The sequence below is a fragment of the Cupriavidus ulmosensis genome (assembly GCF_977008105.1).
Genome location: NZ_CDRMWP010000001.1, coordinates 992049 through 1012941 on the forward strand (window position 1 = coordinate 992049; position 20893 = coordinate 1012941).

The 20893-nt window shown below is 71.3% G+C and carries 14 protein-coding genes; 2 read left to right on the top strand and 12 right to left on the bottom strand.

All coding sequences use genetic code 11. The features are described 5' to 3' along the window. Positions 1-5: 5 nt before the first annotated feature. The 5 genes from ACWTPI_RS04595 to ACWTPI_RS04615 form a co-directional block, all read right to left on the bottom strand. Positions 6-1658 (bottom strand): CHASE2 domain-containing protein, encoded by a 1653-nt coding sequence (locus ACWTPI_RS04595; protein WP_454731042.1) that lies wholly within the window; start codon positions 1656-1658, stop codon positions 6-8. 220 nt (positions 1659-1878) lie between these two features. Continuing rightward, complete coding sequence (locus tag ACWTPI_RS04600; protein WP_020205640.1) at positions 1879-2283, bottom strand: Fur family transcriptional regulator; 405 nt, start codon at positions 2281-2283, stop codon at positions 1879-1881. Positions 2284-2339: 56 nt separating this feature from the next. After that, on the bottom strand, positions 2340-3026 hold the full coding sequence (locus tag ACWTPI_RS04605) for a Fe2+-dependent dioxygenase (RefSeq protein WP_020205641.1): 687 nt from the start codon (positions 3024-3026) through the stop codon (positions 2340-2342). A gap of 68 nt (positions 3027-3094) precedes the next feature. Continuing rightward, positions 3095-5410, bottom strand: a complete 2316-nt coding sequence (locus ACWTPI_RS04610) for a catecholate siderophore receptor Fiu (RefSeq protein WP_454731043.1) — start codon at positions 5408-5410, stop codon at positions 3095-3097. Positions 5411-6042: 632 nt separating this feature from the next. Beyond that, positions 6043-6465 (bottom strand): Lrp/AsnC family transcriptional regulator, encoded by a 423-nt coding sequence (locus ACWTPI_RS04615; protein ID WP_020205643.1) that lies wholly within the window; start codon positions 6463-6465, stop codon positions 6043-6045. Positions 6466-6669: 204 nt separating this feature from the next. Here ACWTPI_RS04615 and ACWTPI_RS04620 point away from each other — a divergent pair, with 204 nt between their 5' ends. Then, positions 6670-7569 (top strand): dimethylarginine dimethylaminohydrolase family protein, encoded by a 900-nt coding sequence (locus tag ACWTPI_RS04620; protein WP_454731044.1) that lies wholly within the window; start codon positions 6670-6672, stop codon positions 7567-7569. A 40-nt stretch (positions 7570-7609) separates the two neighbouring features. Next, entirely contained in the window at positions 7610-8686 is a 1077-nt protein-coding gene (locus tag ACWTPI_RS04625) for an ornithine cyclodeaminase (RefSeq protein ID WP_454731045.1), read from the top strand. Between the two features lie 46 nt (positions 8687-8732). On the opposite strand, the gene ACWTPI_RS04630 is transcribed toward ACWTPI_RS04625, so the two are convergent. The 7 genes from ACWTPI_RS04630 to ACWTPI_RS04660 all read right to left on the bottom strand — a co-directional run bounded on the left by ACWTPI_RS04630 (position 8733) and on the right by ACWTPI_RS04660 (position 20496). Beyond that, entirely contained in the window at positions 8733-9335 is a 603-nt protein-coding gene (locus ACWTPI_RS04630; protein ID WP_020205646.1) for a helix-turn-helix domain-containing protein, read from the bottom strand. A 563-nt stretch (positions 9336-9898) separates the two neighbouring features. After that, positions 9899-10954, bottom strand: coding sequence for a glycosyltransferase family 2 protein (locus tag ACWTPI_RS04635; protein ID WP_454731046.1), 1056 nt, complete (start codon positions 10952-10954; stop codon positions 9899-9901). Continuing rightward, positions 10935-11501, bottom strand: coding sequence for an LbetaH domain-containing protein (locus ACWTPI_RS04640; protein ID WP_020205648.1), 567 nt, complete (start codon positions 11499-11501; stop codon positions 10935-10937). Before ACWTPI_RS04640 ends, ACWTPI_RS04635 begins: the two co-directional genes overlap by 20 nt. A gap of 324 nt (positions 11502-11825) precedes the next feature. Next, positions 11826-13148, bottom strand: a complete 1323-nt coding sequence (locus ACWTPI_RS04645) for a sigma-54-dependent transcriptional regulator (RefSeq protein ID WP_454731047.1) — start codon at positions 13146-13148, stop codon at positions 11826-11828. Continuing rightward, positions 13138-15099 (bottom strand): sensor histidine kinase, encoded by a 1962-nt coding sequence (locus ACWTPI_RS04650; RefSeq protein ID WP_454731048.1) that lies wholly within the window; start codon positions 15097-15099, stop codon positions 13138-13140. The genes ACWTPI_RS04645 and ACWTPI_RS04650 overlap by 11 nt, the downstream gene beginning before the upstream one ends. Positions 15100-15306: 207 nt before the next feature. Next, positions 15307-16617, bottom strand: coding sequence for a dicarboxylate/amino acid:cation symporter (locus ACWTPI_RS04655; protein ID WP_020206009.1), 1311 nt, complete (start codon positions 16615-16617; stop codon positions 15307-15309). 489 nt (positions 16618-17106) lie between these two features. Then, on the bottom strand, positions 17107-20496 hold the full coding sequence (locus tag ACWTPI_RS04660) for a diguanylate cyclase (RefSeq protein ID WP_454731049.1): 3390 nt from the start codon (positions 20494-20496) through the stop codon (positions 17107-17109). Positions 20497-20893 lie beyond the last annotated feature (397 nt).

Below are 20893 nucleotides of genomic sequence, written 5' to 3' on the forward strand. Positions count from 1 at the left end.
GGTTTTTACTCCGGGTGGTGCGATTCGGTCAGGGGTGGCTCGTCCGGGTCGGTGCCGAGCGCGATGTCGGTGATCTTGCGGGTCCAGCCGAACCATTCGGCGGCGAGCGCCATCGCGGCGAGGTCCACCACGGGCAGCGTGCCGACGTCGAGCAGCCACTGGGCGCCGACGATGAACAGCATGATGGCCAGCGTGGAATAGGCCACGCGCCAGGCCTGCCCCGAGAGGAACGCGCCGACCCGGCCGGCGCCGAGCAGGAACGCGCTCAGGTGCCGGTCGCGCGGGCCGCGCGCGCCGGTGGTGCAGGCGTGGCGCAGGCGCGCGCGCAGGCGGCGCAGCCATACCCCGGGCTGGCGCCGCCAGCGCCCGCGCGCGTGCCGCGGGGGCGGGCCGCCGAACAGGCGCCGGCGGTGCAGCAGCAGGTGGGTCAGCGCCACCGCGACCAGGCCCAGCACGGCCAGGCGCCACGGCGGCGGCATCTCCCATTCCAGCGCGCGCTTGTAGCGCGCGCCGTAGGTCAGCAGGTTGTCGAGCGCCATCGCGTGCATGAACACGCCCGGGATCGGACCGTGCACGGGCGACGCCACCAGGTCGTTGCTGCCCGCCATCGAGGTGCCGATCAGCACGAAGCGGCCGTCGATGCGCTCGCGCAGCCGCTGCGCGTCCGCCTCGGTGGCCGGCTTGAGCTCGCGCATGGTCAGCGCGCGGCTGTAGGGGCAGATCGGCTTGAGCGCCTCGTCGCCGGCCCACAGCGCGCGCAGCGCGGGCGGCAGGACCTCGCCGGGGCCGGCATAGGGCCGGCACCATTCGGCAAAGCGCGGCAGGCCGGCATTGTCCACGCCCCAGACCAGCGCCATCGGCGCTTCCTCGCGCTCGAGCTTCACGCCGGCGGCATCCTCGGCCACCGCCAGCGCGGCGCTGCGCGCGGGCGGGGCGCCGTTTTCGCCGCGCGCTTCGCCGTGCTCCCCGCCGTGCGCCCGGTTCTCGTGCCTGCCTTCATGGCCGCCGGCCTCGCGCCACAGCGGGTAGTTCCAGATCAGGCGGTCGATGCGGTCGGCCTCGTAGTCCACGCCGACCAGCGTGAAGCACGGCGCCTCGCCGGCAGGCGTGGCCAGGCCCGGGCGCAGCGCCAGCCGGCCGTCCGCGCCGGGCAGCGCGGCCAGGAAGACCGGCACGCCGCGGTCGCGCAGCCGGCACAGCGCCTGCACCAGCGCGGGCAGCGTGGCGTCGTCGCGCGCCTGCGTGAAGGTGATGTCGACGAAGATCGCGCGCGGCTTGTAGGCCTGCCCCAGCACCGACAGCCAGCGCGCGTGCGTGCGGTACGGCACCGGCCAGCCCTGGCCGGCCTCGGCCAGGGAGGTGTCGTCGATCAGCAGCACGGTCACGTCGTCGCGGCGCGCGGCGGGGTAGAAGGCGCCCACCAGTGCGCTCTGCGCGCGCGCGGTGACGTGAGTGATGGCGTCGCTGGAGGGCACCACCTTGGGCACGCCCCACAGCATCAGGAAGGAGATCACCAGCGCGAACGGCAGCGAGACCAGGAAGCGCGTCGCGGGCTTGTAGCGCCGGGCGTCTTCCCGCGCGCCGGCGGCGTGGCCGATGGGCGGCGCGCCCGTGCCGGCTGGCGCCGCCGGCGTGGCGTGGTGAGGCGAGCTGGTCATCCTGCGGCGTTCTTGTTCTTGTCCTGGCGATGGCCGTGCGCGGCTCGCGCGCGCAGGGCTGTCCCGGGGGAGGTCAGATGTGGATCAACGGTGGCAAATGCCGGCGCTCATGATAGCTCGAAATTACATTTGCTTACATATGCCGATGTGGCTGCGGGGAGACAGCCGCCCCATCGGAGATCGGGAGGGCGGGAGGCGGGCAAGCGGGCCGCGCGCGGGTTCAGGCGGGCTGCACGTAGACCGTGAGCTGCAGGTCCACGATGCGGTAGCCTTTTTCCGCGACGAAGCGGTCCAGCCGTTCGAGCAGGGCTTCGTCCTCGAACTTGAAGATCTTCCCGTCCTGCATGCTGACCACGTGGACGTGCCGGCTGCCGTCGGACAGCTCGTAGAACGACTTGCCGTGGCCGAGCTGGCTGCGCCGGACGATGCCGGCGTTCTCCATGTCGCCCAGCACGCGGTAGACGGTGCCGATGCCGACCTGGTTGCCGGCGTCCCGGAGGGCGACGTAGAGGGCCTCCGCGGTCGGGTGCGCGTGGGCGCAGCGCTGCAGCGCGCCGAGGACCTGGAGCCGCAGCAGGGTGGGACGCAGGCCGGCGTCGCGGAGTACGGATTCGGAAGCGCTCATGGTGGAAAGGGGGCGGGGGCGCGGCGTGGCGTGGGCCATCCGAAGGGGCTCGGCGCTCAGATCTCAGACCATTCGCGCAGCAGGTTGTGATAGTGGTGGGTCAGCGTCAGCAGCTCCTCCGACTCGCCGCAGCGGGTCCGCAGCGACTGGATGGCCTGGTCCAGCTCGAACAGCATCGTGCGCCGGCCGTCGTTGCGGATCATGCTCTGCATCCAGAAGAACGAGCACAGGCGGCTGCCGCGGGTCACGGGGGTGACGCAGTGCACGCTGGTGGACGGGTACAGCACCATGTCGCCGGCCGGCAGCTTGACTTCGTGCACGCCGTAGGTGTCGCGGATGGTCAGGTCGCCGCCGTCGTATTCCTCGGGGTCGCACAGGAACAGCGTGGCCGACAGGTCGGTGCGCAGCCAGCCCGGGCTGTGGTCGTGGGCGCGCACCGCGCCGTCGACGTGGAAGCCGTAGTGCTCCAGATTCGCGCTGTCGTAGCGGTTGAACAAGGGCTGGGCGATGCGCAGCGGCAGCGCCGCGGAAAAGAACAGGGCGTTCTTCTTCAGCGCCTCGGTGACGATGCCCGCCATTTCGATCGAGGCCGGGGCATTGGCCGGGGCCTGGCGGTTGTTCTTCACCCTGGCGCCGGCGGTGCCGACCGTGGCGCGGCCGTCCACCCATGCGCCGGACTCGAGCCTGCCGCGCAGGGTCCGGACTTCTGCGGCGCTCAGCACGCCGGGGATGTGGAGAATCATGATGTCGACATGTTGTATTGATGCCCCGCCGGCCGCGCGCGGCCGCCGGCGGGGCGGCCTGGCTGCCGTCAGAAGCTGATGTTAGCCGTCAGCAGCGCGGTGCGCGGCGCTCCCGGGAAATACCGGTAGCCGCTCTTGTTGATGGACGCGACGTAGTTCTTGTCGAAGATGTTGTACACGTTCACCTGGAAGCTCAGGTTGCGCGACACGCGGTAGCTGGCCATCGCGTCGAACACCCAGTACGGATCGGTGTGGTCCGGCGTGCCGACCGCGCCGTCCGTGCCGCGCTTGAGCCCGCTCAGGTAGCGCGCGCCGCCGCCGATGGTGAAGCCCAGCGGCAGCTTGTACGTGGTCCACAGCGAGAGCGCGTGCTTGGGCGTGTAGGAGAGCAGGCTGGAGCCGTCCTGCGAGACCGCGCTGCCCGCCGCGACGGTGGCGTTCTGCAGCGTGTAGCCGCCCGTCAGCGACCAGTTCGGCGTGATCTGTCCCGCCGCGCCCAGCTCGATGCCCTGCACGCGCTTCTTGCCGATCTGCCCGTAGGTGCCGTCGTCGAGCAACTGCACTTCGTTGGTGATGTCGGTGCGGAACAGCGCGGCCGAGGTGAGCAGCTTCTTGTCGAACAGCTCCCACTTGGTGCCGATCTCGGCCGTCTTCGCGCGCTGCGGCGAGAAGTCGATGCGGTTGGCGCTGTTGCCGCTGCCGGCCGCGGCCAGGGCGAAGTTGGCGCCGCCCGGGGGCTGCTGCGAAACCGCGTAGTTGGCGTAGACGTTGCCGTTCGGCGTCACGCGGTACAGCGCGCCCAGCTTCCAGTCGAACAGGTTGCCCGAGGTCGAGGCGTTGACCGTGGTCACGGGCGTGCCGGCGGCGACGCCGCCAGGGCAGGCCACCACGGTGCGGCCGGTGCCGCCGCACGCGGTGGCGCTCGAATAGTGGGTGTTGTAGTGGTCCCAGCGCAGCCCGCCGTTGACCTGGATGCGGTCGGTCAGCTCGACCGTGTCGAAGAGGTAGGCGGCGACGGTGTTGGTCGAGCCGCTGGAGTCGGCGCCGTTCTTGCCGTAGTTCGTCGCGAACAGGCTGCTGTTCGGGCTGTAGATGCTGACGTTGGGCAGCGTCGGCGAATTGTGGCCGTACAGGGTCTGCTCTTCGTGCGTGAATTCGACGCCGGCGCTGATGTCGTGCTTGAAGCTGCCGGTCGCGAACTTGCTGGTGACGTTGGTCTGGTTGCTCAGGATCTGGTTGACGCTGTCGCGCAGGTTGGGCGTGCGCGTCATGGTCCAGGTCGACGGATCGGCGGGGTTGGGCGTCACGATGTTGGTCGCGGCGGCCATGAACGAGGTCAGCAGGTAGTCCTGCTTGGTCTGCGCCCAGCGCGTGGTGTTGTGCAGCGTGGTGGTGTCGCTGAAGCGGTGGTCCACGCGGATGGTGGCCATGTCCGTGGTCGAGTCGTCGTGGTCCGACGCGGTGCCGTAGAAGTTGTGCGTGTCGACCCTGCCGCTCGTGTTCAGCAGCGACAGCGCGGCGTTCGGCGCGCGGTAGCCGGGCAGCCCGATGGTCGAGACGCCGCCGTCCGGCACGTTGTTCTGCTTCACGTGCATGTAGTCGATGTACACCGTGGTCGGCGTGTTCAGGCCGAACGCCAGCGAAGGCGCGATGCCCCAGCGCTGGTTCTCGGCTTCGTCGCGGCCGGCGACGTCGGCCTTGTGCCCCATCAGGTTCAGGCGGAACGCGGTGGTTTCGCCGATCGCGCGGTTCCAGTCGATGGTCGAGCGCGCGTAGCTGGACGTGCCCGCGCTCAGGCTGGCGTCGAAGCTGTTGTCGAGCGTGGGCTGCTTGGTGATCAGGTTGATCGAGCCGCTCGGCGCGCTGCGGCCGTAGTCCGAGCCCGACGGCCCCTTGATGACCTCGACCTGCTGCGTGTTGAACATGTCGCGGTAGGTGGTGTTCGTGTCGCGGATGCCGTCGACGTAGATGCTGTTCGAGGTGTCGATCCCGCGCATGTAGATCGCGTCGCCGGTGCTGGTGCTGCCGTTCTCGCCGGCGAAGAAGGTGCCCGCGCCGGGCACGTTGCGCAGCGCCTCCGTCAGCGTGGTCGCCTGCTGGTCCTTGATGATTTCCTGGTTGATGATGGTGACGGTCTGCGTGGTGTCCTTCAGCGGCTCGGTGAATTTCGGCGAGGCCAGGGTATCGGTCTTGTAGGTGCCCGAGGCGGCGCTGACCTGCACCGGCGGCAGCGTGACTTCCGACGGGGCCGCGGCCTGCGCGGCGGCGGGCAGCGGGCAGCCCAGGGTCAGGCCGGTGGCGATGGTGGCGGCGGCTCCGGCGAGCGACGGATAACCCGTGCGGGACTCGGAGGGCGAGGATTTTCGACTGCGGATGTAAGACATTTGTTGTGTTTTGGATGGGTCCGTATCGCGGCAGATACAGATCGTCATAGGGGCACCCGTTTCAGTGCATGCATGCGGCCATGCTGATGCTCATGTCGCCGGGCAGCGCTTGCCAGGTTCGCGCGTTGCGGTGCTGCCGACGCCACGTGATGACGGGGATGATTTGGATCCAAGTGGTTTAGGCGGCACCTCCTTTTGCTGTGCGAGATCCCTGTCGCGGCCGCCTCCGATCTCCCTTGGTGGCGCATGGATCACTAAGTAAATGAAAATAATTATCATTTTAGTTTCCGCAATGTATTTTTTGCAACACAGACTTAAATAAATTGAACTTATGCGCGGCAGGAGACGCCACGGCGGGCATCCCGAACATGCCACCGGGGCCGCGCCTGGGCGGCCCGGGCGGGGCGCCCGGCGGCCATGCGGCGCGCCAGCCAGGAAGCGGGACGCCCGGGTTGGCCGCGTGTCGTCGGAGGGGGGAGGGAGAGGGGGAAAAGGCGATGCGGCGGCCCGCTGCGGGGCGCCGCGGCCGGGTGCCACGCCGGGATTACACAGGATTACGCGGGGTTACACCGGGTCACGCGCGTTTACGCCGGACCGCGCGCTCCCGGCGGGCATGCCGGAGCGCATGCCGCTCAGAGCTTGTAGCTCGACAGCAGGATGCTGGTCTCGGTGGCGCCGATGCCGTCGATCATGCGGATGCGGTCGAGCGTGCGGTCGAACGCCTCGAGCGTGTCCGCGCGCAGCTCGGCGATGATGTCCCAGCGCCCGTTGGTGGTGTGCAGGGCCTGCACGTTGGGCTCGCCGCGCAGCGCCTGCAGCACCTGGCGGCCCTTGTTGCCTTCCACGGCGATGGTCATCCACGCGCGGATGCGGTGGGCCTCGGCCTCGGGTTTGAGGCGGACCGTGTAGCCGACGATCAGCCCTTCCTTCTCCAGCCTGTCGATGCGGTTCTGCACGGTCGCGCGCGACACCCGCAGGGCCTTGGCCAGCGCGGTGGCGGGCAGGCGCGCGTTGTCGCGCAGCAGGGCGAGAAGCTGGCGGTCGGTGTCGTCCATGCGGGTTTCCGGGGTGGCCTGGGGTGTACCTGGATCGGGTTGGCGATTCGCCAGATGAAACTGGCGATATGAAAAGCATAGCAGGCGGATTGCGCAACCTGCTGCCTTTTAGTTAGCGCTGCACTGCACCAGAATGCAGTCACTGCGGTCCTCGGACCGCACGCACCTTCCACCCCCGCAGCCGTCACCCAGAAAGGAGCCAGCGTGATCAACCAGCCCACCATCCTGCTTGTCGACCCGACCCACTACGACGTGTCCTACAGCATCAACCCGTGGATGGACCCGGGCCTCTGGGCGCGCGATCCGCGCGGCATGCACCAGCACGCGGTGCGCTCGTTCGAGGCGCTCCACGCCGCGCTGCGCGCGTCGGGCTTCGCGGTGGAGACCGCGCCCGGCACGGCGGGCCTGCCCGACATGGTGTTCCCGGCCAACGCGGCGGTGGTGCTGGACGGCCACGCGGTGCTGGCGCGCTTCCGCCATCCCGAGCGCGCCGGCGAGGAAGCGCCGTTCGCGCGCATCTTCGAGGGCCTGCGCGAGCGCGGCCTGATCGACGCGGTGAGCGTGCTGCCCGAAGGCTGTTTCCAGGAGGGCGCGGGCGACTGCATCTGGGACGCGGTGCGCGGCCATTTCTGGGCCGGCTTCGGCCCGCGCTCGACGCGCGCCGCGGCCGACGTGATGGCGCAGCGCTTCGGCCGCGAGGTGGTGGCGCTGGAGCTGGCCACCGAGCAGAGCTATCACCTCGACGTGTGCTTCTGCCCGCTGTCGGGCGGCGAGATCCTGTACTACCCGCCGGCCTTCACGCCGCAGGCGCTGCGCACGCTGCGCGCGCGCGTGCCGGCCAGCCAGCGCATCGAGGCCAGCGAGGACGACCTGCGCCACTTCAGCGTCAACGCCGTCAACCTGCACGACCAGATCGTGATGACGCGCACCACGCCGCACCTGCGCGCCGAGCTGGGCCAGCGCGGCTACCACCTGCGCGAGGTCGACCTGTCGCCGTTCATGCTGTCGGGCGGCGGCGCGTACTGCATGACGCTGCGGCTGGACCGCGCCAGCGCGGCGGCGCAGGCCACCGCCGGCACGCGCGCGGCGCCGGCCGCCGCGTGAGCGCCGGCCGGGCGCGCACGCCATTCAACGGGGGAACATCATGAGAGAGATCGCCTTGACCCGCTTCCTGGATGCCGGCGACGTGGCCGCGCTGGTGCGCGAGACCGGCGTCGCCAGCGCCATCGCGCAGATGGCCCATCACATCCGCCAGGATTTCCTGCGCTGGGACGCGTTCGAGAAATCGGCGCGGCTGGCCTCGCATTCGCCGGGCGGCGTGATCGAGCTGATGCCGGCCAGCGACGGCGTGCAGTATGCGTTCAAGTACGTCAACGGCCATCCGCGCAACGCGCTGGCGGCCATGCCCACGGTGATGGCCTTCGGCGTGCTGGCCGAGGTGGCGAGCGGCTTTCCGCTGCTGCTGGCCGACCTGACGCTGGCCACCGCGCTGCGCACCGCGGCCACCTCGGCGCTGGCCGCGCACGCGATGGCGCGGCCCGGCGCCAGGGTCATGGCGCTGATCGGCAACGGCGCGCAGGCCGAGTTCCAGGCGCTGGCCTTCCACGCCATGCTCGGCATCCGCGAGATCCGCGCGTTCGACATCGACCCGGCCGCGACCGCGCGGCTGGCGCGCAACCTCGACGGGATACCGGGCCTGAGGGTGGTGGCGGCGGCATCGGCGCGCGCCGCGGTGGACGGCGCCGACATCGTCAGCACCGTGACCGCGGACAAGACACGCGCCACCATCCTGACGCCGGAGATGGTGGCGCCGGGCGTGCACATCAACGCGGTGGGCGGCGACTGCCCGGGCAAGACCGAGCTGCACGCGGACATCCTGCGCGCGGCGCGCATCGTGGTGGAATACGCGCCGCAGACGCGCATCGAGGGCGAGATCCAGCAGTTGCCGGCCGACTGGCCGGTCACGGAGCTGTGGGAAGTGCTGGCCGGGCGCGCGCCGGGGCGCGGCGGCGCGCACGAGGTGACGGTGTTCGATTCGGTCGGGTTCGCGCTGGAGGACTACGCCGCGCTGCGCTGGCTTCATGCCGCGGCCCACGCGCGGCACCGCGGCAGCCACGTGGAGCTGGTGGCCACGCCGCCCGACCCGCGCGATCTCTACGGCTGGATGATGGCGGCGGCCGCGCCGCTGCCCGCGCGCGCGGCGGAGGCGGAGCCGGCGTAAGCCGGCATCGGCATCGGCCGCCCGTGCCGGCGGATGCCCGCGGGGCTCAGCCGGCCGCGCCGCGCGTCATCATCAGCTGCGCGCGCAGGAAGCCCTTGACCTCTTCGAGCGACGGCGTCTTCAGGAAGACCATGATGCCCCAGTGCTGCAGGGCGTCGGCCACGCCGTCGTAGGCCTGGCGGTTGGTGATCACGGCGAAGATGACGTTCTGGCGCGCGAAGAAGTTCTGCAGCTTCTCGATGGTGGCCGACTCGGCGTCGCTCAGTTCTTCCACGTAGTAAAGCACCACGCGCGGGTGCGAGCTGACCGACGTGATGATCGTGTCCACCACGTCCTCCACCACCACGCTCTTCAGCGGCAGGCCCCACTTGCCCAGTTGCGCGTGGATGCGCTGGGCTTCCTGGTGGTTGGGGTGGAACACCACGAGATCGAGCTCGTGCACCGACGGCAGGTCCTGGCCGACGCGCGTGGCCAGCAGCCGGTGCACGGTCTCCTTGTGAATGCGGCGGTGGCCCCCGTTGGTCTTCCAGGCACCGAGTTCGCCGCGCTCCACCATCTTCTGTACAGTGCCCAACGAGACATTGAGCAGCTTGGCGGCGGTACGCGTGCTGTAGTAAGGCTTTTCAGCCAGTTCTGAATCCAGTTTCATCCGTTCACCCGTTAACAAGAAAACTCCGCACTGCGGTGCGACTGGCAGTGACAGCGCGTGCCTCCCGCGCTGGTTTGGATTCCGGCCGCGCGTAAAAAAAGCGCAACGACGCATGGCGTGCCGGCACCCTGAGCCTCTTGCATGACCTGCCCGATAACCCGGGCGCCGGAAGCGGAGGTGCTCCGCAGCCATGCAAGGACGTGATCTTGCGTCACAGGTGCCTTCTTCTTCCAAGGGAAGAATGCCGGTTTCCAATCATATGCGTTATCGAACATACGCTGCCACCGGGGGGTGGCAAATATTTCGAAAACGCCTCGAACGCTCCCACTTCTGTCTTTAAACGCATATTGTCGCGTTCTGGCAGACACGCGGCCAGCGGAATTTATCGCAAACAATGCAGACATCTGAAGCGGGGTCTACCCTGCACCCAGGATGCCCCGTCGCGGTGCGCGAAGGGCAGCCGGCGGCGCGCGCGGGACGCCCGCCCGCGCGCCGCGCGGCAGATGGCTTGCGTCCGCGCGCGCCGGCGTGGCCGGCGGCGGGCATGAGGGGCGGCGCCGGCGCTAGGCCGGCCCGGAGCCGGCGGTCTCGAGCACGGGCAGCGCGGCCGGCATCGCAGCGGGCATCGCAGCGGGCGCGGCGGCGGGCAGCCTGGCGAGGTCGGCGGCCAGCGCGGGCTCGCTGCACGGCACCAGGTCCGGCGTGGCCGGGTCGCCGTCCGCGGTGGCGGCCGCGGCCGTGGCCTGCGCCCTGAGTTCGCGCGTCTTGATGACGATGAAGTATTCGTAGATCGATTGCAGGATCGCGTAGGTCAGCCCGGCGCGGCCGTCGAGGAAGCCGCGCTTGCCCAGGTAGAGCAGCAGGAACTTGGCCAGCGGGCGCAGCGGCAGGCGGAAGAACAGTTCCTTCTGGTGCGCGCGCCGGCGGTGGAAGTCGCGCGCGAACAGCGCCTCGCGCAGGCTGAAGTCCGCCTTGCCGCGCCGGTTGTCGATGGTCTGCTGCGCCTCCAGGCTGCTGTAGCCGTTGTGGCGCGCGATCCAGTGGCTCAGGCCCTTGCTGAAGGGAAAGTGGTCGAGATAGCCGGACAGTTCGCCGACCGGGCCGTCGGGGATCGAGGTGGGATTGACCAGCCGTTCGTAGCGCATGCGCTCGGGCCGGAACAGGCGCAGGTAGAACGGCGCGGCCTGCACGTGGCGCAGCCAGGTGCCGAGGAAGAAGTCGCGCCGCTGCACGCGGTAGGCCACCTCGTCGCGCGCGCCGCGCGCGGCGGCGCACACCTGCTCGACCAGCGCGGGCGTCATGCGCTCGTCGGCGTCGATGTAGAACACCCAGGGATGGCGGAAGCGGATATGGCGCAGGCCCCAGTTCTGGTGGCTGGCCCAGTTGTCGAACGGCCGCTGCGTGACGTGGGCGCCGAAGCGCCGGGCGATCTGCACGGTGGCATCGGTGCTCATGGAGTCGTAGACGTGGATGTCGTCGGACCACGCCACGCTCTGCAGGCAGCCCGGCAGGTCCTGCTCCTCGTTGCGCGTGAGGATCAGCACCGAGACGCCGGGCGCGGCGTGCCGCGGCTGCATCTGGCCGGCCGCGCTGGCCGGACTAGGCTGGGGCTGTGCCATGTCTTGTCCTCGTGCTGATGGGCCGGGCCGGGACGCCGGCGTAGACGGTCCAGGGCGCGCGCAGGCTCCGCGTCACCACGGCGCGCGGCGCGACCACCGCGCCTTCGGCCAGGGACACGCCCGGCGAGACGAAGGCCTCGGCGCAGATCCACACGTGCGATGCCAGCACGATGGGATGCGCCACCAACTGGAAATTGGCGCTGTTGTAGTCGTGGCTGCCGGTGCACAGGTGCGCGCCCTGCGAGACCACGCAGTGGGCGCCGATCTCGATCGGCGCCATGTTGTAGAGCGTGACGCCGTCGGCCACGCCGCTGTGGCCGCCCACGCTCAGTTGCCACGGCGCCCAGATTTTCACGTCCGGGTAGATGTGCACATGCGGCCCGAGGCGCGCGCCGAACAGCCGCAGCAGCGCCGCGCGCCACGCGTGCAGCGGGCGCGGGCTGGGCCGGAACAGGCACAGCCAGACGCACTGCCAGAGCTGGCGCTGGAGCCGGTTGCCCAGCGTGAACGAGGCGCCGGTGGTCGGGTCGTTGCCTTGCAGGATCATCGTCGTTGCGCTCGATGGTTGGCGGCCGCGGCACGCGCGCGCGCCCCGGCCGGCGGCCGGGCTTGGTCCCGCACCGGCCGCGCCTGGCGCCGGGAGGACGCGGGGCGCGCGGGACGGGGTGAGCTCATGGTGGCGCGCCGGCCGGCGCGCTTCGGTGCGGCACCTCACACAGCGCGCGCGGCGGCGCGGCACGGGCCGGCCCGCGGCGCAGCGGGGGAAGGACGAAAGGGACGGACGAAGGGGAAGGACGAGCGGGAAGGGGGAAGGGGGAAGGGGGAAGGGCGGGCGGCGGCGCGGCAGTCGGCGGGCGCGCCGCCGCGCGGCTCAGAGCCGGTACTTCTTCACCTTGTCGAACAAGGTGGTCTTGGCGATGCCGAGCGCCTCGCTGGCGCGGCTCAGGTTGCCGTCGTGGCGGCGCATGGCGTCGGCCACCAGCGCGCGCTCGAACTGCTCGACGGCCTGCGCCAGCGGCAGCGCGGCCGGCGCGGCGGTGCCGTGGCCCGGGTTGCAGCCCAGCCCGAGCACGTGGCGCTCGGCGAGGTTGCGCAGCTCGCGCACGTTGCCGGGCCATTGGTAGGCCATCAGCGCGGCCATCTCGGCGCGGCTCGCCGGCAGCGCCTCGCGCTCGAAGCGCAGCGCGGCCTGCGCCACGAAATGCTCGAACAGCGGCGGCACGTCCTCGCGGCGCTCGCGCAGCGGCGGCAGTTCCAGCGTGACCACGTTGAGCCGGTAATAAAGGTCGGCGCGGAACTGGCCGGCCTCCGACAGCGCCTTGAGGTCGGACTTGGTGGCCGCCACCACGCGCGTGTTGACCGGCACCGGGGTGTTGGAGCCGAGCCGCTCCACCACGCGCTCCTGCAGCACGCGCAGCAGCTTGATCTGCATCGGCATCGGCATGCTCTCGATCTCGTCGAGGAACAGCGTGCCGCCCTCGGCGTGCTCGATCTTGCCGATGCGCCGGCGCGCCGCGCCGGTGAAGGAGCCGGCCTCGTGGCCGAAGATCTCGCTTTCGAACAGCTGCTCGGGCAGCCCGCCGCAGTTGATCGGCACGAAATGCCGCGCGTGGCGCGCGCTGGCTTCGTGCAGGCAGCGCGCCACCAGCTCCTTGCCGGTGCCGGTCTCGCCGTGGATCAGCACGTTGGCGGCGGTGTCGGCCAGGTCGGCGATCAGGCGGCGCAGCCGCTCGATGGCCGGCGAATGGCCGGTCAGGCGCGCCTCGAGCGTGTCGCGCCCGGCCAGCCTGCGGCGCAGGTCGGCCACCTCCAGCACCAGGCGGCGCTGCTCCAGCGCGCGCCGCGCCACCTCCACCAGCTGCTCGGGCGAGAACGGCTTCTCGAGGAAGTCGTAGGCGCCGTCCTTCATGGCCTGCACCGCCAGGCTGACGTCGCCGTGGCCGGTCACCATCACCACCGGCAGCGTGGCGTCGCGCGCGCGGAGCGCGCGCAGCAGCGCCATGCCGTCCATGCCGGGCAGGCGGATGTCGCTGACCACCACGCCGGCGAAGCCCGCGCCGGCTTCGCGCAGGGCCGCCTCGGCGCTGCCGGCCGCGCGCGTGGCGATGCCTTCGAGCCGCAGCGCCTGCTCGCAGCCCAGGCGCACGTCCGGGTCGTCCTCGACGATCAGTACGGTGAGCGGGCTAGTCGTCATGTGCGGTTTCCTTGCCTGGCTGGCCGCCCGGGCAGCCCGGTCCGGCCCCGGGCCGCGCCAGCGGCAGCACCAGCGTGAAGCAGGCGCCGCCGTCGGGATGGTTGCTGGCGTCGAGGCTGCCGCCGAACTCGTCCAGGATGCCGGCCGACAGCGTCAGCCCCAGCCCCAGGCCCTGGCCGGCGGGCTTGGTGGTGAAGAACGGCTCGAACAGGCGCGCGAAGGCTTCCTGGGACAGGCCCGGGCCGTTGTCGCGGATGGTCAGGCGCAGCTTGTCGCCGGCCAGGTGGGCGCGGATCTCCAGCACCGGCGCGGCGGTGGCGGCCATCGCGTCGAGCGCGTTGCCGATCAGGTTGACCAGCACCTGCTCCAGGCGGTTGGGGTCGCAGGCCAGCACCAGGCCGGGCTCGAGCTGGCGGTGCAGTTCCGGGCGCATGGCCTGCAGGCGCGTGTCGAGCAGGAACAGCGCGTTGTCGAGCGCCTCGTCCAGCCGCGCGGTGCGCCCGCCCTGGCCGGGCTTGCGCGCGAACGACCGGAGCGCGCCGGTGATGCGGCCCATGCGCTCGACCAGGCCGATGATGGTGGCGAGGTTGGCCTGCGCGGTGGCATTGTCGCCGCGCGCGAGGAATTTCTGCGTGTTGCCGGAGAGCGTGCGCAGCGCCGCCAGCGGCTGGTTGAGCTCGTGGGCGATGCCGGTGGACATCTGCCCCACGGCGGCCAGCTTGCCGGCCTGCAGCAGGCCGTCCTGGGCCTGGCGCAGGGTGGCCTCGGCGCGGATGCGCTCGGCCACCTCGGCCTGCAGTTGCTGGTTGGCGGCCGACAGGTCGGCGGTGCGCTCGGCCACCTTGCGCTCCAGCTCGCTGTTGGCGGCCTCGAGCGCGGCGCGCGCGGCCAGCCGCTCGCCGGCGATGCGCCGGCGCACGTTCCAGGCCGCCGCCAGCAGCAGCACGAAGGCGGTCAGCACGCCCGCCAGCGCGGCGGTGTTGAGCGCGGCCAGGCGCGCCTGGGAGGTGTTGGTGAGCAGCGTGAGCTGCCAGTCGGTGCCGACCAGCTCCGCGTTCTGCGCCAGCATCGGCGGGCCGCGCCGCAGGCGCACCAGCGCGTCGCTGTCGGACAGCTTGCGCACCGGCGCCAGTTCGAGCTGCGGCAGCGGGGCGCGGTTGTACTGGAGGCTGCGCTGCAGGCGGACGCGCTGCTCGGCCGACAGCGGCCTGAGCGCGGCGAGCTTGAGCGACGGGTCCGAGGCCAGGATCACCACGCCGTTCTCGTCGGTCAGCAGCATCTGCGCGTCGGCGCCCTGCCAGCGGTTCTCGAGCGGCTCCAGGCCGACCTTGACCACCGCCACGCCGCGCGGCTTGTGGCGGTCGCCGAGCGGCGCGGACAGGTAGTAGCCGGGCTCGCTGCGCGTGGTGCCGACGCCGTAGAAGCGGCCGAGCTGGCCGTCGGCGGCGTCGCCGAAATACGGGCGGAAGCTGAGGTCCTCGCCCATGTAGCTGTCGGGGCGCTGGTAGTTGCTGGCCGCGCGCACGCGGCCGCGCGCGTCGAGCACGAACACCGCGCGCGTGCCGGCGCGCGCGTTGAGCGCGGCCAGGTACTGGTTGGCCGCCTCGACCCGGGCCGGGTCGTCCGGGTTGGCCAGCAGCGCGGCGATCTTGTCTTCGAGCGACAGCAGGCTGGGCACGTAGTCGTAACGGGCCAGCTCGCTCGACAGCGCCTGGCTGTACAGGCGCAGCTGCACCTGGCCGCGCTCGCCCTGGCGCGCCAGCGCGGCGTCGTAGCTGTAGCGGTAGCCCAGCGCGCCGGCCAGCCCGACCAGCATCGCCAGCGCCAGCATGGCGAGCGGCGGCACCCAGCGGCGCAGGCGGCCGGCGCGGCCGTAGCTGGCGCAGGCGTCCTGCGCGGTGTCGCGCGGGCGGGCGGGCGGGGTGGCGTGCGAACGGAACGGGCCGGTCATGGAGCGGGCGGGGAAGGCTTGCGTGTGCTGCGGATGGCGATGGATGGCAGGGGTGGCGTGTGGTCGGGCCAAATGTGCCGCCGGCATGGCACCGCAACGGCGCCGCCCGCAGCAACCCCGTCTTTTACCACAACGCGCGGCGCCGGCCGCAAAACAAAAAGGGCCCGGCCGCCTGATCGGCGGCCGGGCCCTGGCGCGCTGGCGGTGTTACTTGCCGGCCAGGACCTGAACGGGTGTCAGGCCGCGGTTGCCGTCGGCAGCGGGGTCGTCCGCTTCTTCGGGCACCGGCGCGCCGATGGCGCCTTCGCTTTTGGCGACGACGGCGGTGGCAATGGCGTTGCCAAGCACATTGGTGACGGTGCGGCCCATGTCGAGCACGTGGTCGATGCCCAGCACCAGCAGGATGCCCGCCTCGGGCAGGCCGAACATCGGCAGCACGGCGGCCACCACCACCAGCGCCGCGCGCGGCACGCCGGCGATGCCCTTGCTGGTGACCAGCAGCACCAGCAGCATGGTGACCTGCTGCGCGAGCGAGAGGTGGATGCCGTACACCTGCGCCACGAACAGCGCGGCGAACGAGCTGTACATGATCGAGCCGTCGAGGTTGAAGGAGTAGCCCAGCGGCAGCACGAAGCCGGTGATGCGCTCCTTGACGCCGAAGCGGCCGAGCTGCTCGATCACCTTGGGGTAGGCCGATTCGCTGCTGGCCGTGGCGAAGCCGATCATCAGCGGCGCGCGCACCATCCCGAGCAGGCGGAACACGTCGCGGCCCAGGAAGAAGTAGCCCCCGGCGATCAGCGCCGCCCACAGCAGCGCCAGCGACAGGTAGACGCTGCCGAGCAGCTTGGCGTAGACCACCAGCACGCCCAGGCCCTCGGCGGTGATGACCGCGGCGATGGCGCCGAACACGCCCACCGGCGCGAACGCCATCACGTAGTTGGTGACCTTGAGCATGACGTGGCCGAGGCCGTCGATGGCGGCCAGCAGGGGCTTGCCCGCGCCGTCCTTGACGGTGCCCAGCGCGAAGCCGAAGAACAGCGAGAACACCACGATCTGCAGGATCTCGTTGGTGGCCATCGCCTCGACGAAGCTCCTCGGGAACATATGAGTGACGAAGTCGCCCAGGCTCAGCGCGCCGGTCTTCAGGTTGGAGGCGGCGTCCGCCGGCGGCAGCGCCAGGTTCATGCCCTGGCCCGGCGCCAGCAGGTTGGCCATGACCAGCCCCAGCAGCAGCGAGGTGATCGAGGCGGCGAGGAACCACGCCATCGCCTTCAGGCCGATGCGGCCCACGGCGCGGCCGTCGCCCATGCCGGCGATGCCGCTGACCAGCGTGGCGAACACCAGCGGCCCGATGATCATCTTGATCATGCGCAGGAACACGTCGGTGAGGATGGACAGGTAGCCGGCGATGGACTTGGCGGCGGCGGGGTCCGGCGCGAGGTGGTTGGCTGCCGCGCCGGCCAGCACGCCAAGCAGCATCGCAATGAAAATCAGGGTGGGCAGTCGGTTCAGTTTCATCAGAAGTCGGGCCGTGCGCCCGGCGGCTCGCCGGGCGGTTGTTTTATGCGGGGACTGGCAGGCTTCGGGCCTGGCGCGTCGACCCCGGGGGCGGCGTCGCGCGGCCTGGGCCGGGGGACGTCAGCGAGGCGGGGATGGCAAGGCGGGCGCGGTCATTGTTTCCTCCGTTGTTGTGTGGGCGCGGCGCGGCACCGGGGGGCGCCGCGCCGCCGGCCCGGATCGTCGTCCGGGCGGGCGCATACACCGCACGAGGCGTGCCATGCCGCCGGCCCCGCCGGCCTCGCCTAAGTCACTGAAAAACAAGGGGAATTCGAAGTGCTTCCGGCGCACGGTTCGGATTTCCGTGCAAGCGCGGGTGATCGGCGTTCGGATTTCCGGATGCGCGGGCGGCGCGGAGGGCGGCCGGGCGCAGCGTGGCGCCCGGCGCGCATGGCCGGGAGGGGGAAAGGAAGGGGCGGCCGGAGGAACGCGGGCGCGCGGCCGCGCGCGTCAGGCGTTGTCGGCCGGCACCGTGCGGCAGCGTTCCAGGAAATCCTCGAGCGGCATCGGCCGCCCGATCACATACCCCTGCGCGTAGTCCACGCCGATCGCGCGCAGGGTGTGCAGGGTCTGTTCGTCCTCCACCGATTCGGCCACCGTGAGGATGCCCAGCCGGTGCCCGATGTCGTTGATCGAGCTGACGATCTCGCGGTCGACCGCGCTGGCGGCCAGGTGGCGGATGAAGCTGCCGTCGATCTTGAGGTAGTCCACCGGGAACTGCTTGAGGTACGCGAACGACGACAGGCCCGCGCCGAAGTCGTCCAGCGCCACGGTGCAGCCGGCGCTGCGCATCTCGGCCACCAGGCGGCTGGCCGCGGCCATGTTGTTGATCAGCGCGGTTTCGGTGATCTCCAGCCGGATGCGGCTGGCCGGCAGCACCGATTCGTGCAGCTCGGCATGCAGGAAGGGCAGCAGGAACGGCTCGCCCAGCGAATTGGCCGACAGGTTGACGGCCACCGAGAGCCCCGGCACCGCCGCCAGGCGCGCGCCGAATTCGCGCAGCACGTGGTGGATCACCCAGCGGTCGACGTGGCCCATCAGGTCGTAGCGCTCGGCGGCCGGGATGAAGGCGCCGGGCATGATGAGCTTGCCCTGCTCGTCCACCATGCGCACCAGGATCTCGATGTGGAGTTCGGGGAGGTCGGCCTCGTGCGGCTGCAGCGCGCGGATCTCCTGCGCGAACAGGCGGAAGCGGTTGGCGTCGAGCGCCGAGTGGATGCCGGCGGCCACCTGCAGCTCCTGGTGGTGGCGCTGCGCGTCGCTCTCGTCGCGGCGGTACACCGAGACGCGGCTGCGCCCGGCGGCCTTGGCGGCGTAGCAGGCCACGTCGGCGCGGCTCATCAGCTCGCCCACCGGCGGCGTCTCGCTGTCGATGGCGGTGATGCCGATGCTGGCGCCGACGTCGTAGACGCGCCCCTCCCACGGGAAGCGCTGGCCGCGGATGGCGTCGATGATCTTCTGGCAGACCCGCTCGGCCTGGTCCACCGAGCAGTCCTTGAGCAGCAGCGCGAATTCGTCGCCGCCCAGGCGCGCCAGCAGGTCGTCGGGGCGCACGTGGTGGCGGATCACGTGGCCGAGCTCGCGCAGCAGCACGTCGCCGGCGGCGTGGCCGGCGGTGTCGTTGACGATCTTGAAGCGGTCCAGGTCGATGAAGCACAGCGCATGGTGCTGCTGCTGCAGGCGCGCCGCGTCGCAGGCCTCGCGCAGGCGCTTCTCGAACCAGATGCGGTTGGGCAGGCCGGTCAGCGCGTCGTGCGAGGCCGAGTGCGCCAGCTCGCGCTGCAGCGCGCGCGCGCTGGTGATGTCCTGGAACACCAGCACCGCGCCGATCACCTCGCCCGCGGCGGTGCGCACCGGCGCGGCCGAGTCCTGCACGTCGTGGCGGTCGCCGGTCAGGCTCTGCAGCACCGCGCCGTCCTGCAGGTAGACCGGGCGCAGCGTGCGCAGGCACTGCGCCACCGGGCTGGCGATGGGCTCGTTGCTGTGCTCGTCGACGATGCGGAACACGGTCTCCAGCGGCTGGCCGGCGGCGGCCTGGATGCTCCAGCCGGTGAGCTGCTCGGCGATCGGGTTCATGAAGGTCACGGCCATCGCCGCGTCGGTGCAGATCACCGCGTCGCCGATCGAGCTCAGCGTGATGTGCAGGCGCTCCTTCTCCTCGAACAGCGCCTCGGTCAGGCGGTGCTGCTCGGTGATGTCCCAGTTGGTGCCGATCATGCTCAGCGCGGTGCCGTCGTCGCGGCGCAGCACCATCGCCAGCGCGCGGATGTGGCGCACCTCGCCGCGCGCGTGCTGGATGCGGTATTGGGTGTCGAAGGCGCGCACGCCGCGCACCGCGGCGCGCATCTCGGCGCGCGCGCGCTCGATGTCGTCGGGATGCACCATGCCGGTCCAGCGCTGGAAGTCGGGGGCGCCGGCGGCCGGGTCGGTGCCGTGCAGCGCGTGCATGCGCGCGTCCCAGGCGATCGCGCCGCTGGCGATGTCCCATTCCCAGATCCCCACGCCGCCCGCTTCCACCGCGAGCTGGGTGCGGCGCGTCAGCGCCTCGAGCTTCTGCTGCGCGGTCTTGCGCTCCTCGATGCTTTCCACCTGCGAGATGAAATGCAGCGGCGCGCCGCTGTCCTCGTCGCGCACCAGCGAGACCGCCAGCAGGGCCCAGCGGTAGCTGCCGTCCTTGTGGCGGAAGCGCTTTTCGATGCGGTAGGCGTCGATCTCGCCGGCCAGCAGGCGCTCGACCTGGTGCAGGTCCGGGCCCAGGTCGTCGGGGTGCGTGATGAGCGGGAACGGCAGCTCGAACAGCTCGCTGGCCTCGTAGCCGAACAGCTCGCAGATGGCGCGGTTGACCTGCAGCCAGCGGCCGTCCAGGCCCACCAGCGCCATGCCGATGGCCGAATGCTCCATCGCCTGGCGGAAGCGCCGCTCGCTGCCGCGCAGCTCGCTGCGGTCGCGCCGGTTCTGCTCCAGCAGGAAGGCGATGCAGACCGGGAACAGCATGATGAGCGCGGTCGACAGTTGTATCGGCTGCAGCACGAAGGGCTCGCCCGCGCCGCGGCCGAAGGCGCTCGCGGCCAGCGTCGCCGCGGTGGTGGCGCAGATCGACAGCAGCGTGAGCAGCGCGGTGGCGAACGGGTTGGTCAGCAGCGCCGCCAGCACCAGCGGCAGCGCCATCACCACGAACGGCTCGTTGCTCTTGTGCAGCGCACCCGCGCCCACCACCAGGCACAGCAGCAGCAGCGCCGCGAAACGGCGCCGGCCGGCGCGGCCGAAGGTCTCGGCGGCGCGCTCGCGCGTGATCGACACCATCAGCGGCAGCAGCATCACCACGCCCATCGCGTCGGCCGTCCACCAGGTCCACCAGACCGCGCCGAAATCGCCGCGGTAGGCGGTGGCGACGGTGGCCGCGCCGATGGTGGCACCCACCGCCGGCCCCAGCGTGCTGGCCGCGCCCAGCGTCAGGCCGAAGCGCGCCAGCGGCCCGGGGCGGGTCAGCGTGGCGCCGGCGGTCATGGCGCGCACCAGCCAGCCGGAGAAGGCCATCTCGGCCACGTTGCCCAGCGCCAGCGCCAGCGCGATGGCGGGGTGGTCGCCCATCGCCGCGTTGGCCGCCACGCCCGCGGCCAGCATGCCGCCCAGCAGCACCGGCGCGTCGCGGCGGGGCCGGTGCAGCAGCACGCCGAGGCCGAACGCATTGGCCAGCCACAGCATGGCCACGTTGCCCGGAAAGCGCGACGCGGCGATGCCGGCCACGGCCAGCAGGAAGAAGCCGAGGGCGGCCAGCGCCGCGCGCTGCCAGCGCGGCGAAGGAGTGGGCAAGGAACGGACTTCCGGTTGTGGCGTCATGTCGCGTCTGCGATCTGGATAGGAGAACTTGCAATGGCGATGGCCGCCGGGCTGACGCAGGTTGCACGCGTGGCCCAGCCTAATCGATCAATATAGCGTCCATATGGCGGCAGCACGAGCCGAGAAAAATGACTCTGCCGGCGCTGTTCGGACTGGCATGCCGCGCCGATTTCCTGTATGGCCCCCTCGCTTGCCGGCCGGCTCCCGGCATCCCCGGCGGCGCTGCGGGCCGCGCCGGCGCACGGCCGGCGGCGGATTCGGGGGCGCCCGGAGAGCGCTCGGAGACAGCCGCGGCGCGTCCGCGCCGCGCTCGCCCGCGGCTGCGCCGCCGTCCGTCTCCCGCGGCCGTTTCAGGCATTTCCCCGCCGATGTGGGGTACCCCGACGGACGTCGCGAA

Bases quoted from the DNA above. Each gene is read 5' to 3' on its own strand.
- ACWTPI_RS04595 (WP_454731042.1), bottom strand. From the start codon at position 1,658: ATGACCAGCTCGCCTCACCACGCCACGCCGGCGGCGCCAGCCGGCACG.
- ACWTPI_RS04600 (WP_020205640.1), bottom strand. From the start codon at position 2,283: ATGAGCGCTTCCGAATCCGTACTCCGCGACGCCGGCCTGCGTCCCACC.
- ACWTPI_RS04605 (WP_020205641.1), bottom strand. From the start codon at position 3,026: ATGATTCTCCACATCCCCGGCGTGCTGAGCGCCGCAGAAGTCCGGACC.
- ACWTPI_RS04610 (WP_454731043.1), bottom strand. From the start codon at position 5,410: ATGTCTTACATCCGCAGTCGAAAATCCTCGCCCTCCGAGTCCCGCACG.
- ACWTPI_RS04615 (WP_020205643.1), bottom strand. From the start codon at position 6,465: ATGGACGACACCGACCGCCAGCTTCTCGCCCTGCTGCGCGACAACGCG.
- ACWTPI_RS04625 (WP_454731045.1), top strand. From the start codon at position 7,610: ATGAGAGAGATCGCCTTGACCCGCTTCCTGGATGCCGGCGACGTGGCC.
- ACWTPI_RS04630 (WP_020205646.1), bottom strand. From the start codon at position 9,335: ATGAAACTGGATTCAGAACTGGCTGAAAAGCCTTACTACAGCACGCGT.
- ACWTPI_RS04635 (WP_454731046.1), bottom strand. From the start codon at position 10,954: ATGGCACAGCCCCAGCCTAGTCCGGCCAGCGCGGCCGGCCAGATGCAG.
- ACWTPI_RS04640 (WP_020205648.1), bottom strand. From the start codon at position 11,501: ATGATCCTGCAAGGCAACGACCCGACCACCGGCGCCTCGTTCACGCTG.
- ACWTPI_RS04645 (WP_454731047.1), bottom strand. From the start codon at position 13,148: ATGACGACTAGCCCGCTCACCGTACTGATCGTCGAGGACGACCCGGAC.
- ACWTPI_RS04650 (WP_454731048.1), bottom strand. From the start codon at position 15,099: ATGACCGGCCCGTTCCGTTCGCACGCCACCCCGCCCGCCCGCCCGCGC.
- ACWTPI_RS04655 (WP_020206009.1), bottom strand. From the start codon at position 16,617: ATGAAACTGAACCGACTGCCCACCCTGATTTTCATTGCGATGCTGCTT.
- ACWTPI_RS04660 (WP_454731049.1), bottom strand. From the start codon at position 20,496: ATGACGCCACAACCGGAAGTCCGTTCCTTGCCCACTCCTTCGCCGCGC.